This window comes from Salinicola acroporae (genome assembly GCF_003206615.1).
Taxonomy (GTDB): domain Bacteria; phylum Pseudomonadota; class Gammaproteobacteria; order Pseudomonadales; family Halomonadaceae; genus Salinicola; species Salinicola acroporae.
On the sequence record NZ_PZJW01000014.1, the window covers coordinates 275 to 16,192 of the forward strand.

Sequence of the window (15,918 nt, forward strand, 5' to 3'; positions counted from 1 at the left end):
GTTCGACGACATGGCGTCGGAGCAAAGCTCGCTGGAGATGGTCTTTGAGGGGCTGGTTGTCGAGTTGTCATGGGAGCAGGAGTTTAGGGAGAAAGATGTAGATGTTGTTAGCAGTCATGGCATATTGGGTACGACTTCCAAGGAGCTTCAGAATTTTAAGGCTGAGAGGAGTCTTGTAAAAATTAATTTAAAGGTCAGGGTTCCAAAGTTGGATTTTATGGAGCTTGATGTTGAGCTTAGTGTCGCGAATCTGCGTGACTATACATATGCTTGGTCTTACAAGCGTACTGGCGGAGCCAGTGGGTTGTCTTCTGAGAGAAAACGTGGGCAAGACCAAAGTGCGGGATCTTCCGATACTCCACAATTCGTTGAGGTGGATGATGGTTATAGTATGGAATGGTGCCAGGCTTACACTCGGAAAGAACTCTCTGACATGGCTACTCTGTCTATAAATCTGAAGACGTCTCGTGCTGCACTTGGCAGCTCTGATGTTTTCCTAATGGAGCTTCCTCAATGAGATTGATGCTTGTATTTCTTTTTTTGTTTGCTGTAAATTATGTTCATGCGGGAACTTTTTACAATGACCCCGCTGGCCGTGAATTCAATGCTGCTTATGATCGGTTTTCAGAGGATAGTTTGAAGGACTTGAGTGGCGATGATAAGCATCTGAGGCAATGTTTGCTTGGTGTCTTGTATGTGAATGGAGATCAAGAATTTAATGTGAGAAAAGATTGTCGCAAGGCGGTGTCATTGTTGCAGAAAGCCTGGCAGGCGAATGTTGTTGACGCTGGGTTCACATTGGCTACGATGTATTATGATGGTGTTTGTTTGGACAAAGATCTGGACAAGGCAAGGGGGCTTGCGACTGATACGGCAGAAGATGGCTATATTCTTTCTCAGAGGATGTTGGGAAGGGCGTATTTGGGGCGCTCTTGGAAGGGGCTATATCCGAAAAACATGGAAAAGGCTGTTTTTTGGTTAAGCAAAGCGGCTGATGCTGGAGATGCTCAATCTGCTGGAGCCCTGTCGGCTATTTATCGCACAGGCATTGGGGTGGCAGTGGACGAAAAAAATCTTTTTATTGGGCTAAGAAGTCAGCATTTTCAAAATACTAGCCAGACAAGATAATTAATTTTCACTACTTGCCCGGCTACTACGAAAAAGGAGTTGGCACAGGCGTGGATTTGGTTAGTGCTTATAAGTATTATGATCTAAGTGGTACCGCTAGGGTTGATGATAAGCAACGCATTGCCAAGGAAATGACCCAAGAACAGATCGACGAAGCCATTCGTCAGTCCAAAGAATGGCAGAAAGAGCACAATGTTCAGGTGGGCGGCGGGTTTATTCGTCGTGCCAACTGACGCTTTGGTTTCGGTGCTGGTGTGTGGTGATAAGTCATAAGTTAACGCCAGGCTGTCTAACGCTAAGAGGTGATTTTTATGCCAGACCAAGAAAATCCGGATCAAGCTTTTTACGCCAAGATCTCCTCGCTTATCGCGCTTTGCGGCGGGGGTGGGTTATTGCTCGCGTCGCTGTTGGCGATTCCCAGTTCGCCGATTTTTCCAGGTGCGCCCATCCTCATCGCTTGCGCCCTGATCGTGGCTGGCCTCTGGTTCCAGTTCAATCCTATCGTCCGGCTCACGGATGAGCATGTCTCGGTCAAACTGGCGATCATCCGTCCGCGTTCTACCCTTGCGCTCGACCAGTTGGCGCGCGTCGAAGCGACCCCGCGCGAGTGTGTGCTTTACTACCGCAAAGACGGTTCCGGCGAAGGCAAGCTCAAGATCCCGCTCAAGAGCCTGGCCAAGGAGGATCGCGAGCGGTGCACGTTGGCCTTGCGGCAGCGGGTGCGCACCGAGGCGGCCTAGGCCGATTGCATCACCAACACACAAACGCCCATGGCCTTGGCCATGGGCGTTTGCATTGGGGCAGGGCTGGTTTGTCAGGTAGTGCCGACTTCAGGCCTCGTCCAGCTTCTGCTTGAGCAGGCCGTTGACCTGTTGCGGGTTGGCGGTGCCGCGGGAGGCTTTCATCACCTGGCCGACGAAGTAGCCGATCATCTTGCCGCGCTTCTCCGGGTCGGCGTCGCGGTACTGGGCGACCTGTACCGGGCTGTCCGCGATGACCTGGTCGATCATCGCTTCGATGGCGCCGGTGTCGGTGACCTGCTTGAGCCCGCGGGTGTCGATGATCTCGTCGGCGCTCTGGCCTTCGTTGTTCCAGAGTGCCGCGAAGACCTGCTTGGCCGCCTTGCCGTTGATGGTGTCGTCGAGCACGCGGCTGACCAAGCCGCCGAGCTGCTCCGGGGTGACCGGGCTGTTGCTGATGTCGATGTTCTCACGGTTGAGATGGCCGGAGAGTTCGCCTTGCACCCAGTTGGCTGCCTGCTTGGCGTCGCCGCACACCGCGAGCACCGCTTCGAAGTATTCGGCAGTGGGGCGCGTGGCGGAGAGCACGCCGGCGTCGTAGGCCGAGAGCCCCAGGCTGTTCTCGAAACGGTGGCGCTTTTCGGTGGGCAGTTCCGGCAGGGTGGCGCGCTGGTGCTCGATATAGGCGCTGTCGAGCATCACCGGCAGCAGGTCGGGGCAGGGGAAGTAACGGTAGTCGTTGGCTTCCTCCTTGGTGCGCATGCTGCGGGTCTCGTCCTGGTCCGGATCGTAGAGCCGGGTCTCCTGCACGACCTTGCCGCCATCCTCGATCAGCTCGATCTGGCGTTCGACCTCGAACTCGATCGCGCGCTCGACGAAGCGGAAGGAGTTGACGTTCTTGATCTCGGCGCGGGTGCCGAAGGCTTCCTGGCCCTTGGGGCGTACCGAGACGTTGACGTCGCAGCGCATCGAGCCCTCGGCCATGTTGCCGTCGGAGATGCCCAGATAGGTGACGATGGCGTGGATCGCGCGCAGATAGGCGACCGCTTCCTTGGCCGAGCGCATGTCGGGTTCGGAGACGATCTCCAGCAGCGGCGTGCCGGCCCGGTTGAGATCGATGCCACTCATACCGTGGAAGTCTTCGTGGAGCGACTTGCCGGCGTCCTCTTCCAGGTGGGCGTGGTGGATGCGGATCCGCTTGCGCACGTCGTCATCCAGCACGATCTCGACTTCACCCTTGCCGACGATGGGCTGGGCCATCTGGCTGGTCTGATAGCCCTTGGGCAGGTCGGGGTAGAAGTAGTTCTTGCGCTCGAACAGCGAGGTGTCGGGAATGTGCGCGTCGATGGCGAGCCCGAACTGGACGGCCATCGCCACCGCGCCTTCGTTGAGCACCGGCAGCACGCCGGGCAGGCCCAGATCGATGGCGCAGGCCTGGGTATTGGGCTCGGCGCCGAACGCGGTGGAGGCGCCGGAGAAGATCTTGGATTGGGTGGCGAGCTGGACATGGACCTCCAACCCGATGACGGTTTCCCACTGCATTAGGTTGTCTCCTGATCGGTCGGATGCCGACGGTGCCAGTCCGTCGCCTGCTGGAACTGATGCGCCACGTTGAGCAGTTGGCCCTCGGCGAAGTGCTGGCCGAGAATCTGGAGGCCGATAGGGCGCTTGCCGGCAAAACCGGCTGGCACGCTGATACCCGGGATGCCGGCCAGGTTGATGGCGATGGTGTAGATGTCCTGCAGATACATCGAGACCGGGTCTTTCTTGGCGCCGAGATCGAACGCCGGGGTCGGCGCGGCCGGGCCCATCAGCACGTCGACTTCTTCGAAGGCGTCCATGAAGTCCTGGCGGATCAGGCGGCGGACCTGCTGCGCCTTGCGGTAGTAGGCGTCGAAGAACCCTTCCGACAAGGTGTGGGTGCCGATCAGGATACGGCGCTTGACCTCGTCTCCGAAGCCCTCGGCGCGCGAGCGCTTGTAGAGATCCTCGAGATCGACCGGGTTGTCGCAGCGGTGGCCGAAGCGCACGCCGTCGTAGCGTGAGAGATTTGACGAGGCTTCCGCCGGGGCGATCACGTAATAGGCCGGCACCGCCAGGTGGGTATGCGGCAGGCTGACCTCGCACACCTTGGCGCCCAGGGATTCGTAGACCCGGATCGCTTCGCGGATGGCGCTTTCGACCTCCGCGTCCAGGCCGTCACCGAAGTACTCCTTGGGCAGCCCGATCTTGAGTCCGTCCAGCGGCGCATCCAGCTCGGCCAGATAGTCCGGCACCACCCGGGCGACGCTGGTGGAGTCACGCAGGTCGTGGCCGGCGATGGCACCGAGCAGGTGGGCGCAATCTTCTGCGCTGCGGGCCATCGGCCCGCCCTGGTCGAGACTCGAGGCAAACGCGACCATGCCGTAGCGGGAGACCCGTCCGTAGGTCGGCTTGAGCCCGGTGATGCCGCAGAAGGCGGCCGGCTGGCGAATCGAGCCGCCGGTATCGGTGCCGAGCGCGGCAGGCGCGAAGCCGGCCGCGACGGCGGCGGCGCTGCCACCGGAGGAGCCGCCGGGGACGGCGGTGCGGTCCCAGGGGTTCTTGACCGGGCCATAGAAGCTGTTTTCGTTGGACGAGCCCATGGCGAACTCGTCCATGTTGGTCTTGCCGAGGCTGATCATGCCAGCGGCCCGGAGCTTCTCGACCACCGTGGCGTTGTAGGGCGCCTGGAAGTTGTCGAGCATCTTCGAGCCGCAACTGGTACGGATGCCCTGGGTGCAGAAGATATCCTTGATCGCCAGCGGCAGGCCGGCAAGCGGGCGCGACTCGCCCTTGGCACGGGCCTGGTCGGCGGTGTCGGCGGCAGCGAGCGCCTGATCGCGAGTGACGGTGACGAAGCTGTTGATTTCGCCATCCAGGCGCTCGATGCGGTCGAGCAGGCTGGTGGTCAGCTCTCGGCTGGAAAAGTCGCCGGCTTTTAGGCCCTTGGCGAGTTCCGTGAGCGTCATATGATGCATGGGGTCGATATTCCCTGAGTCAGATCGCTATGCGGGATGAAATGACGGCAATTGTCGCTCTCATCGATAAACGACGTCGGACGTGCTCGACGATGTCGAACTTAGTCGACTCTCTAAAGCGCCCTGAAGTCTAAAGTGTCCTGAAATGTCGAACTTATTCGACGACACGCGGTACCAGATAGAGGCCGTCGGCAGTCTCCGGCGCGCAGGCCTGGAAGGCGTCGCGTTGATTGGTTTCGGTGACCTCGTCCGGGCGCAGGCGCTGGGTGGTGTCGAGCGGGTGGGAGAGGGGCGCGATGCCATCGGTGTCCACCGCCTGCAAGCGATCGACCATTTCCAGGATCCGGGTCAGGTCGTCGACATAGCCGGCCGCCTCGGCATCGCTGTTGAGTCCCAGGCGAGCCAGATGCGCGGCGCGCAGCACGTCCGCATGTTCGATTGCCATGTAGAAAAGGTCCTCTGGTTGAGACATCGCGTCGTGAATGGCGGTGAGACCGGATCGCCGAAACCTCTACCCAAAGGGCCAGTCCCGAACCTCGGGATGTCGGAAATCGGAGACGATCATCGCGCTAAAACTTCGCGATACTGTTCATGCCAAGAAATGGAGGAGACATTATCATATTAACGCCCCATCTGGCAGGCTTGCGCTTGCTGCTTTACCCCCACGGTGATACCGTTTGCGTCCGCACAGGGTTCCGGTCTGGACTAGGTAAAAGTTTCCATGTTTAAACGTTTACGGGGGCTGTTCTCGAGCGATCTGTCGATCGATCTGGGGACCGCCAACACGCTGATTTACGTCCGCGGTCGCGGGATCGTCCTGGACGAACCCTCCGTCGTGGCGATTCGCCAATCCGGCAACATGCGTAGTGTTGCGGCTGTCGGTCTCGACGCCAAACGGATGCTGGGGCGCACGCCCGGTAACATTACCGCCATCCGTCCGATGAAGGATGGTGTGATCGCCGATTTCACCGTTACCGAGCAGATGCTGCAGCACTTCATCCGCAAAGTTCATCAAAGCACCTTTTTGACGCCTAGCCCGCGCGTGCTGGTGTGCGTTCCCTGCATGTCCACGCAGGTCGAGCGCCGCGCGATCAAGGAGTCCGCCGAGGGTGCGGGCGCACGGGATGTCTACCTGATCGAGGAGCCGATGGCTGCCGCGATCGGTGCCGGCCTGCCGGTCGAGGAAGCGCAGGGTTCCATGGTCGTCGATATCGGCGGTGGCACCACCGAGATCGCGATCATCTCGCTCAACGGCGTGGTCTACTCCGAATCCGTGCGGGTGGGTGGCGACCGCTTCGACGAGGCGATCACCTCCTATGTGCGTCGTCACTACGGCAGTCTGATCGGCGAAGCGACGGCGGAGCGGATCAAGGAGGAGGTCGGCTGTGCCTATCCGGGCGGTGAGCTGCGCGAGATCGACGTTCGCGGACGCAACCTGGCCGAGGGCATTCCGCGCAGCTTTACGCTCAATTCCCACGAGATTCTCGATGCGCTGCAGGAGCCGCTGGCTTCCATCGTCGCGGCGGTCAAGAGCGCCCTGGAGCAGTCCCCGCCGGAACTGGCCTCCGACATCGCCGAGCGTGGCCTGGTGCTGACCGGCGGTGGCGCGTTGCTGCGTGATATCGACAAGCTGATCGCCGAAGAGACCGGCCTGCCGGTCATCATCGCCGAGGACCCGCTCACCTGCGTTGCCCGGGGTGGCGGCAAGGCGCTCGAGATGATCGATCAGCATACCTTCGAACTGCTCTCCAGCGATTGAGGCCAGCCGCGACGGATGAGGCCGCCGAGCGGCACCTTCCGTCTTCGGTAGGTGGGGGTGAGGCCTATCAAACCGCTGTTTTCCTACGGCCCGATACCCACGTACCGCATGCTGCTGTGTGCGGTACTGGCGTTCGGGCTGATGTTTGCCGAACACCGCTTCAGCGCGGTGGAAACGGCACGTTCCCACATGACCTCGATCGTGGCGCCGATCCAGTGGCTGGTCGCGCTGCCTAGCGAGGGCGTGCGCTGGGGCGCCATGGCGATCTCCGACCAGCAGGCGCTGATCGACGAGAACGGGCGCCTGCGCGAGCAACTGCTGACGCTCTCCAACCGGGTGCAGCGCATGGCGAGCCTGACCGCCGAGAACATCCACCTGCGCGAACTGCTCAACGCTCCGAATCCCGCCGACGTGCCCTATATCACTGCCGAGCTGCTGTCGCTGGACTCCGACCCGTTCACCCAGCAGATGGTGATCAACCGAGGGCGGCGCGATAGCGTCTACATCGGCCAACCGGTGATGGACGCCTCGGGTCTGATCGGCCAGGTGGTCTCCGTCTCCGCCTATACCAGTCGCGTGCTGATGGTGGCCGATGCCAACCATGCGGTGCCGGTGGAGATCAATCGCAACGGTTTGCGCTTCATCGCCCAGGGCACCGGCCAGCTCGATTCGCTCAACATCCCCAGCGTGCCGGCGACGGCGGATATTCGCGAGGGCGATCTGCTGGTGACATCCGGACTGGGCGGGCGTTTCCCCCAGGGGTATCCGGTCGCGCGTGTCGTCGACGTCAAGCGCGAGTCGAGCCAGGCGTTCATGGAAGTTTCGGCGGAGCCGATCTCCCAGCCCGAGCGCTCGCGCTATTTCCTGCTGCTGTTTCCGCCCGAGCGGCCCGAGGATAGCTTGAGTGCGCCGGAACGCATGGCTCGCCAGGTGGTGTGGCCGGGCGATCCCGGTCATCCTGATACCAACCGGATCAATGAAGACGCGTTGACCGCGGCGCTGACACTGCATTCCACGGAGCAGGAGTAGCCATGGGTCCGTTCGGTTATCTCTTCGTCTGGTTCACGCTGCTGTTGGCGCTCTGTCTGCAGGTGATGCCGCTGCCGGATGCCTGGCTGGTATGGCGACCGGACTGGCTGGGCGTGCTGCTCGCCTACTGGTGTGTCGCCACGCCACAACGAGTGGGAGTGCTGCATGGCTTCGTGCTGGGCCTGATGCTCGACCTGATCGAGGGCGCGCCGCTGGGGCAGAACGCCCTGGTGCTGTCGCTGCTCGCCTATCTCTTCCTGCTGCTCTACCAGCGCTTCCGCGTCTATTCGATCTGGCAGCAGGCCGTGTTGGTCTTCATTCTGCTGGGTATCGCGCAACTGGTCGAGCAGTGGCTGCGCACGATCTTCGGCCCGATCTCCGTCAGCCTCGAATTCCTGCTGCCGGCGCTGATCGGTGCGCTGCTCTGGCCGTGGCTGTTCACCATGATGCAGGTGGTGCGTCGCCGGTTGGGTATCGGATAACCGTCGGAGCGGCCTTCGCAATGACGTTGCGGCGTGGCCAGCGCCGTCCCCGGCCGGAGGTGTCATGCCGACGGCCGGGGACTTCCCAGCTCTCTCGGAGGATTTGCCCATGACTGCCGCTACCCGAACCGACCCCGTACTGCGCCTGGCATCGGCATCGCCGCGTCGGCGCGAGCTGTTGGCGTCGATCGGCGTCACGGTCGAGGTCGTGCCGACCGACATCGACGAGTCCCGGCAAGACGGCGAGTCGCCGGAGCGCTTCGTCTCCCGCCTGGCTCGCCAGAAGGCCGAGGCGGGCCATGCGGGCAGTGCGTTGCCTACCTTGGGCGCCGACACCGTCGTGGTCTGCGACGACGCCATCTTCGGCAAGCCGGCAGATCAAGCCCACGCCCGCGAGATGTTGATGACGCTGTCCGGGCGCGAGCACCGGGTACTGTCCGCGGTGGCCGTGCTGGGCCCTCGGGGGTTGGTCGAGAGCCGGGTCTCCACCCGCGTGGTGATGCGTCGCATCGACGAGGCGGAAGCGTCGGCCTACTGGGCAACCGGAGAGCCGCTGGACAAGGCGGGCGGCTACGCGATTCAGGGCCTGGCATCGATCTTCGTCGACCAACTGGTGGGGAGCTACTCCGCCGTGGTGGGTCTGCCGCTTGCCGAGACCGCGGCCCTGCTGCGCGGGCAAGGTGTCCCGCTGTGGGGTGGCGCGTTGCCGGATGACGGATCGAGTGGTCCTCCCTCGTGACGGGGCGCCTTATGAGAGAACGGGCGGCTGTGCCATAATTCCCATGAGGCTGGCGCCGCTGGCCCCGGCAAGGGATGTCGCCGGCGTGCTCGAACCACCTGCAACAAGGATGCCCGCATGAGCGGTGAGGTACTGATCAATCTGACGCCGATGGAAACGCGGGTGGCCGTGGTGGAAAACGGCGTGCTGCAGGAGGCCTTCATCGAACGCAGCCGACGCCGGGGCATCGTCGGCAATATCTACAAGGGCAAGGTCGTGCGGGTCCTCCCGGGCATGCAGGCCGCCTTCATCGATATCGGCCTCGAGCGGGCCGCCTTCATTCACGTCAATGAAGTGCTACCTCCCGATGCCCCGCACGAGGAGCCGGCGTCGATCAGCCATCTGCTGCACGCCGGACAGTCGCTGATCGTCCAGGTCACCAAGGACCCGATCGGCTCGAAGGGCGCTCGGTTGACCACGCATCTCTCCATTCCCTCCCGCTATCTCGTCTATATGCCGGATTCACCCCATGTCGGCGTCTCCCAGCGGATCGAGGACGAGGCCGAGCGCGAACGATTGAAGGCGCTGGTCGAGAGCGGCAAGGCGGAGCTGCCGTCAGGCGACAGCGGGGGCTTCATCATCCGCACGGCGGCCGAGGGCGTGGGGCGAGAGGAGCTGTTCGCCGACATGGTCTTCCTGCAGCGGCTGTGGCAGAAGGTGGCCGAGCGGCGCACCACGGCCGAGGTCTCTACCCCGATCTACGACGATCTCCCGCTGTTCATCCGCACGTTACGGGACGTGATGCGCGACCAGATCGAGAAGGTGCGCATCGATTCCCGCGAGAACTACTTCAAGCTCAAGGAGTTCGCCCGGGAGTTCATGCCGACCATGGAGTCGCGGATCGAGTACTACCCCGGCGAGCGGCCGATCTTCGATCTCTACAGCGTCGAGGACGAGATCCAGAAGGCACTGGGGCGCAAGGTACAGCTCAAGTCCGGTGGCTACCTGGTCATCGACCAGACCGAGGCGATGACCACCATCGACGTCAATACCGGCGGCTATGTCGGCCATCGCAATCTCGAAGAGACCATCTTCAAGACCAACCTCGAAGCCGCGACCGCCATCGCCCGCCAGCTGCGGCTGCGCAATCTCGGCGGCATCATCATCATCGACTTCATCGACATGGAGGAGCTGGAGCACCAGCGCCAGGTGCTGCGGGTGCTCGAGAAGTCGCTGGAGCGGGACCATGCCAAGAACAAGCTGACCGGCGTTACCGAACTGGGCCTGGTGCAGCTGACCCGCAAGCGTACCCGCGAGAGTCTCGAGCAGACACTGTGCGAGCCCTGCCCGACCTGCCTGGGGCGGGGATCGTTGAAGACCCCGGAAACGATCTGCTACGAGATCTTCCGCGAGATCCTGCGCGAGGAGCGTGCCTATTCGCCGGAGACCTACATGGTGCTGGCCGCCCAGTCGGTGGTCGATCGGTTGCTCGACGAGGAGTCCGCTGCGGTGGCCGATCTCGAATCCTTCATTGGCAAGACGATCCGGTTCCAGGTCGAGGCGCATTACTCCCAGGAACAGTACGACATCGTGCTGATGTGAACCGATGAGTCGTCCCCGAATGATTCGGTTGCGTGCCTCCTGGCGCTGGCTGCTGACGCTGGTCGCCCTCGTTGCCATCATCGTCGCCGTGCTTTCGAGCGGCGTTCGGCTGGCGGCCTGGCAGATCGATCGGCTGAGCCTCTGGCTGACCTCGGTCGTGGAAGACCAGTTGCATGCCAGTGCCCGGCTCGGTCACCTCTCCCTGACGGTCCATCGACTGAATCCCCGCCTGGCGTTGAATGGTTTTCGGCTCGACACTCGTGACGGCCAGCCGTTGCTGAACATCGATCATGCCGCCGGGCGGCTCGAGACATTGGCAAGCTGGCGGTTGGGCGCGCCGGTCCTGCGGGGGGCGGAAATCGAGGGGCTGACGCTGCATCTCTATCAGGCTGCCGACGGCCGATGGGCCTGGCCGGATGGCGCAGGCAGCCGCTGGTTCGGTGGCACCGACGACTCGTCGTCTTCGTCGCTCGATATCGACGGCTGGCTGCGGCTGCTGGCGCGCCAGCAGGCCCGGCTCGAGAACGTCACGCTGGTCCTGCATGGCAAGCGCGAGCAGGCCAGCGTCTCGGTTTCGCAACTGACGCTGGCCAGCCGGAACGGCCAGGCCTCGATCCAGGCGACGCTCAGCGCCGGGGAGAAAGAGGCGGGACACCTTCATCTGGCGATCGAGAGCGGCGGTGAGTCGCAACCAGGGGACGGTGGCACCGACGATCACCCCGAGGCTCGCTTCGCCGGAGAGCTTGATCTGGACGCGCTATCGCCGTCACTGGCCGCATTGAGCTCGGGCTACCCCAAGGGGGTCGGGAAGGTCGAGGGCGAGGCATCGCTGGGCGGCGAGTGGCGCGACGGCGGACTGCGTCAGGGCCGGCTCTCACTCGACGTACCCAGGTTGCAGGTCAATGACACCCGCAACGAGGTTTCCGAGACGCTGCGTGGGCTCGGCTTCGAGGCGGGATTGGACCGCGACTCCCAGGGTGGCTGGAGAGCCTGGTTGGATGACCTGCGGGTCTCCCATGCCGGCCTGGCAGCGGTGGACTGGCCACAGCAGTTGCAGGCCCAGTCCACCGAGAATGGCTGGCGGCTGCGCAGCGCACCGTTCGATCTGGCCGGCATGACCGACTATTTGCGCTATCTGCCAATGCCGTTCGAGCTCGCTCAGACGCTGATCCAGTTGAACCCCCGCGGCCATGTCGCCGGTCTGGAAGTCGGGCGGGAGAACGGTGAATGGTACGCCCAGAGTGCGCTCGAGAACGCTGCGGTAACCGCCTGGAACGAGATTCCCGGCGGCGGCCCCGCGGACGCCTGGATCAGCTATCGTGGGCGTGGAGGCACGGTCTCCTTCGCCGCCGGTGAGGCGGCGCAATTCTCGATTCCGATGGTTTACGCCGATCCGCTGGATCTCTCCCGCGCCAGCGGCCAGATCGACTTCGAACTGACCCGCCAGGGTGCCGTGGTCAGCGGCGAGAACCTCAAGGCGGGATGGCGGGGTGCAACCGCCACTGGGCGATTCGGGCTGACGCTCTACGATGACCAGGACAAGCCCGGTACCTTCCTGCTGGATCTCGATTTCGCCAATGCCGATGCCCGAAACTCGCGAGTGCTGTCGTGGCTGCCTACCCGCGTGATCGACGACGAGCAATTACGGGAATGGTTCGGCGGCGACATCGGCGGCATCGTCGAGCGGGGCAAGCTGGGACTCTCCGTCACGCTGAGCGACAAGGAAGCGCCGGAGGGGCAGATGTTCGTCAACCCGGACGACTATCTCAAGCTGTCGCTGGACGTCGCCGACGGGCGCCTCCAGTACGCGCCCGAGTGGCCCGCGCTGGAGAAGGTCTATGGCCACCTGCAGATGGACAACATGGACCTGGACGCGAACATCACACACGCCACCAGCCATGGCCTCACGACCCGCAATGCCAGTGTCGTGCTGGACGACAAGACGCTGCACGTCGAGGGTGATGTCAACGGCAGCACTGCCGGCCTGCTGGATTTCCTCGCCCACGCCCCGCTGGATACCATGAGTGAGACCTTCGGCCTCTGGCAGAGCGAGGGCTCGGTCAGTGCCAATCTCCGTATCGACTTGCCGATGGACGAGGGCAGCGACGTCGAGACCGACATGGCGGTCGATGTCCAGGGCCGGTTCGATGCGGAGTCATTGACGTTTCCCGAGCTGCAACTGACGCTCGGTGGCGTCAACGGCGACCTGCGCTATCGGCGTGACAACGGCGAGGATTACGTTACCGGGGATCTAGGGGGCCGGGCTTTCGAGGGGCCGGTGCTGGCGCACTTCAATATCGGCGGCCGCCAGAGCGGCCCCAGCGGCATTGCCCTCGAGGGCAGAGCGTTGGGGCGGGGGCTGCTGGGTTGGGCCGGCCTGTCTCGCGTCGGCGGCCTGTTGAGCGGCTTCTTCCCCTATCGCGCCGACTTGACGTTCGACGAACAGGACAACGCCAGCCTCACGGTGCGCAGCGATCTCGAGAGCCTGGGGATCGCACTGCCGCCGCCGTTCGGGAAGTCGCCTTCTTCGAGCGAGTCGTTGGCGATCGATGCCGATATCGCCGCCGGCACCGGTCGGGTGACGCTGGGTAGCTGGGGGCACGCGCGCTGGCGCACCGTGGGCGATCAGGTCCAGGGACAGGTCTGGCTGGAAGGGTGGCCGGGCGAACAGGCCGCCTGGCCCAGCGAGCCCGGCTGGTACGTATTGTGGCGCCCGAACCGGATCGATACCCAGCGTTGGGTACAGGCCCTGAGCGGACTCGAAGCCGCCGATTCGGCACCTGATACGGAGGGTGGTGTTCCGACGACCCTCGAGGACGATGTTGGCGATCCCGAGGCGAAGCCCGTCAAGGATGGCGGCGGTCTCAAGCGCATTGCGCTGTCGACGCCGTGCATCCTGGTGGAAGGGCGCTGTCTCGGTGGCTTGCAGGCCGATGCCTCGCCGCTGTCGAACGGCTGGCAACTGTCGCTCGCCGGTGAGATCGCCGCGGGCAAGGCCAGTTGGCAGCCGGATGCCGCGATGCCGATCGATATCGATCTGCAACGTCTCAATCTGGATGCATTGACCCCCAAGGAGGGGGCGGACCAGGGCCAGGCGTCGAGCCTGATGGAGGAGATCGAGACCGCCCCCCATCCAGCGGCGATCCCCTCGGGTCTCGCCAAAGTGCCGGCGGGTCACGTGCGGGTTGTGCAGTTCGAGCGTCAGGGGCAGAAGTTCGGGCCGCTGGAGGCGACCTGGCATGCCGATGACGGGCAGCTCGCCGTCGAGCCGCTGAGTCTGACGCTGGGAGAGCTGAAACTGTCCGGGGCGCTCGAGTGGCAAGCGTCCGGAGAGGCAAGCTTGAGTCGGGCCCAGGTGAAAGCCACGGGTGGCAATGTGGGCAGTGCCTTCCAGGCGCTGGACCAGCAGGTGCCGGTTACCAGCGAGAGCGCGGACGCCGATATGCAACTCTCCTGGCCGGGGGCGCCATGGCAGTTTGCCTTGCCGCTGTCGACCGGGCGGGTCCAGGCGACTCTGGAGAATGGCCGGTTACGCCAGATCCACTCCTCGGGCGCCAAGCTGGTCGGCCTGTTCAACCTGGACAATGTGCTGCGCCGTCTGCAACTGGACTTTTCCGACGTCACGAGCGGCGGCACGGCTTTCAATAGCATCGAGGGCAGCGCTACGCTGTACAATGGCCGATTGCAGACCGAGGGGCCGATCGTCGTCGACGGTACCGCCACTCGGTTCACGCTCTCCGGCAGCGTCGATCTCAACCGACAGACGCTGGACCAGCGCCTCGGGATCACCGTCCCGGTGAGCCAGAACCTGCCGTTGGTCGCGGTCATGGCCGGCGCTCCGCAGGTCGGTATCGGCCTCTTCGTCGTCGATCAACTGTTCGGCCGCTGGCTGGATCGCGCAACGCAGATTTACTATCGCATCGAGGGCCCCTGGTCCTCGCCGAACATCAACCTGGAAAGTGCCCAATGACACTGAGTCCGATGAAACAGACGAGTGGCGACGCCCTCGAGCAGGCGTCGACGCTGTTGCTGGCACCCGGCGGGCTGGACGTCGAATCGCTGAGCGTTGGCCTTGGCCACGCCATGGGCGCCGGTATCGACTACGCCGATCTCTTCTTCCAGCGCACCTGGCACGAGATGTGGGTGCTGGAAGATGGCGAGGTCAAGGATGCCAGCTACAACATCGATGGGGGGGTCGGCGTGCGCTCGCTCTCCGGCGAGAAGACCGGCTTCGCCTACTCGAGCCAGATCAGCCCGGATGCGTTGCTGGACACCGGACGCACCGCTTCCGGCATCGCGCGCAGCGGCGATCGGCGTGAACCGGCACCGATTCAGGTCGCCGCCGCGACGTCTCGCTACCAGGGTATCGATCCGCTGAGCGGGCTTGGCGCCGAGGAGAAGATCGCGATGCTCAAGCAGGCGGATCGCGTGGCGCGCGCCGCCGACCCCGCGGTGACCCAGGTCAGCGCATCGCTGACCGGGGTGCACGAGGTGGTGCTCGTCTGTGCCAGCGATGGCACGCTGGCCGCCGATATTCGTCCGCTGGTGCGATTCAACGTCAACGTGATCGTCGCCAGGAATGGACGTCGCGAGCGCGGCAGCGCCGGCGGAGGCGGCCGCTATTCCATGCAGCGTCTGCGAGAAGAGAACGTTGCCGACACCTATGCCAGGGAAGCCGTGCGGCAGGCGCTGGTGAATCTGGAGGCTGTCGCCGCGCCGGCCGGACAGATGCCGGTCGTGCTGGCCAACGGCTGGCCGGGCATCCTGCTGCATGAAGCGGTGGGACACGGTCTGGAAGGGGATTTCAACCGCAAGGGCAGCTCCTCCTTCGCCGGCCGCCTGGGGCAGCGGGTGGCGGCCAAGGGCGTCACTGTCGTCGACGATGCCACGCTCGACGACTGTCGCGGCTCACTGAGCATCGACGACGAGGGGACGCCGGGCCAGTACACGCCGTTGATCGAGGATGGCATTCTCACCGGCTACATGCAGGACAAGCTCAATGCGCGGCTGATGGGCATGCAGCCCACCGGCAACGCGCGGCGCGAATCCTACGCCCATGTCACCATGCCCCGCATGACCAATACCTACATGCTGGCGGGACAGGATGACCCGGAAGAGATCGTCAAGAGCGTCAAGCGGGGTATCTACGCGGTCAGCTTTGGCGGCGGGCAGGTCGATATCACCTCCGGCAAGTTCGTGTTCTCGGCTTCCGAGGCGTACCTGATCGAAGACGGCAAGATCACCGCGCCGGTCAAGGGCGCCACGCTGATCGGCAATGGCCCCGAAGCGATGTCACATGTCTCGATGATCGGTAACGACATGGCGCTGGACAGCGGTATCGGGGTCTGCGGCAAGGAGGGCCAAGGGGTGCCGGTGGGCGTCGGTCAGCCGACCCTGAAGCTGGACGAGATCACCGTCGGTGGCACGGCGTCCTGAGCTCGAGCTCGAGCTACGAGCCACG

Annotated in this window: 14 protein-coding genes; 11 read left to right on the top strand and 3 right to left on the bottom strand. The window is 63.4% G+C overall.

The features are described from left to right. The 4 genes from DOM54_RS17995 to DOM54_RS18005 form a co-directional block, all read left to right on the top strand. Positions 1-517 (top strand): hypothetical protein (locus DOM54_RS17995; RefSeq protein WP_162619918.1); only part of this gene is annotated, 517 nt, incomplete at its 5' end. Continuing rightward, positions 514-1,128 carry a tetratricopeptide repeat protein gene (locus tag DOM54_RS18000; RefSeq protein ID WP_110717663.1) on the top strand — a complete coding sequence of 205 codons (615 nt, stop codon included), beginning with the start codon at positions 514-516 and terminating at the stop codon, positions 1,126-1,128. The genes DOM54_RS17995 and DOM54_RS18000, both read left to right, overlap by 4 nt. Positions 1,129-1,178: 50 nt before the next feature. Then, entirely contained in the window at positions 1,179-1,361 is a 183-nt protein-coding gene (locus tag DOM54_RS20110; RefSeq protein ID WP_162619919.1) for a hypothetical protein, read from the top strand. Between the two features lie 78 nt (positions 1,362-1,439). Next, positions 1,440-1,868, top strand: coding sequence for a hypothetical protein (locus DOM54_RS18005; protein WP_110717664.1), 429 nt, complete (start codon positions 1,440-1,442; stop codon positions 1,866-1,868). Positions 1,869-1,958: 90 nt separating this feature from the next. Here the strand turns inward: DOM54_RS18005 and gatB are convergent, their stop codons facing one another. From gatB to gatC, 3 genes are all read right to left on the bottom strand, one after another. Then, on the bottom strand, positions 1,959-3,410 hold the full coding sequence (gatB, locus tag DOM54_RS18010) for an Asp-tRNA(Asn)/Glu-tRNA(Gln) amidotransferase subunit GatB (protein ID WP_110717665.1): 1,452 nt from the start codon (positions 3,408-3,410) through the stop codon (positions 1,959-1,961). Further along, entirely contained in the window at positions 3,410-4,867 is a 1,458-nt protein-coding gene (gene gatA, locus DOM54_RS18015; RefSeq protein WP_110717666.1) for an Asp-tRNA(Asn)/Glu-tRNA(Gln) amidotransferase subunit GatA, read from the bottom strand. Before gatA ends, gatB begins: the two co-directional genes overlap by 1 nt. 154 nt (positions 4,868-5,021) lie before the next feature. Continuing rightward, a complete protein-coding gene (gatC, locus tag DOM54_RS18020; RefSeq protein ID WP_110717667.1) occupies positions 5,022-5,312 on the bottom strand; it encodes an Asp-tRNA(Asn)/Glu-tRNA(Gln) amidotransferase subunit GatC in 291 nt (96 codons plus the stop codon). Between the two features lie 276 nt (positions 5,313-5,588). Here gatC and DOM54_RS18025 point away from each other — a divergent pair, with 276 nt between their 5' ends. The 7 genes from DOM54_RS18025 to tldD all read left to right on the top strand — a co-directional run bounded on the left by DOM54_RS18025 (position 5,589) and on the right by tldD (position 15,893). Continuing rightward, positions 5,589-6,626 carry a rod shape-determining protein gene (locus DOM54_RS18025; RefSeq protein ID WP_110598223.1) on the top strand — a complete coding sequence of 346 codons (1,038 nt, stop codon included), beginning with the start codon at positions 5,589-5,591 and terminating at the stop codon, positions 6,624-6,626. A 57-nt stretch (positions 6,627-6,683) separates the two neighbouring features. Beyond that, entirely contained in the window at positions 6,684-7,655 is a 972-nt protein-coding gene (gene mreC / locus DOM54_RS18030) for a rod shape-determining protein MreC (protein WP_276309694.1), read from the top strand. A gap of 2 nt (positions 7,656-7,657) precedes the next feature. Beyond that, positions 7,658-8,137, top strand: coding sequence for a rod shape-determining protein MreD (gene mreD / locus DOM54_RS18035; RefSeq protein WP_110598221.1), 480 nt, complete (start codon positions 7,658-7,660; stop codon positions 8,135-8,137). A 109-nt stretch (positions 8,138-8,246) separates the two neighbouring features. After that, a complete protein-coding gene (locus DOM54_RS18040) occupies positions 8,247-8,876 on the top strand; it encodes a Maf family protein (RefSeq protein WP_110717669.1) in 630 nt (209 codons plus the stop codon). Between the two features lie 117 nt (positions 8,877-8,993). Then, the gene (gene rng / locus DOM54_RS18045) at positions 8,994-10,457 is read left to right on the top strand and encodes a ribonuclease G (RefSeq protein ID WP_110598219.1); all 1,464 of its coding nucleotides are present in this window, start codon (positions 8,994-8,996) and stop codon (positions 10,455-10,457) included. A 4-nt stretch (positions 10,458-10,461) separates the two neighbouring features. Next, positions 10,462-14,427, top strand: coding sequence for a YhdP family phospholipid transporter (locus tag DOM54_RS18050; protein WP_110717670.1), 3,966 nt, complete (start codon positions 10,462-10,464; stop codon positions 14,425-14,427). Then, positions 14,424-15,893 (top strand): metalloprotease TldD, encoded by a 1,470-nt coding sequence (tldD, locus tag DOM54_RS18055; RefSeq protein ID WP_240613960.1) that lies wholly within the window; start codon positions 14,424-14,426, stop codon positions 15,891-15,893. The genes DOM54_RS18050 and tldD overlap by 4 nt, the downstream gene beginning before the upstream one ends. The last annotated feature ends 25 nt before the right edge of the window (positions 15,894-15,918 follow it).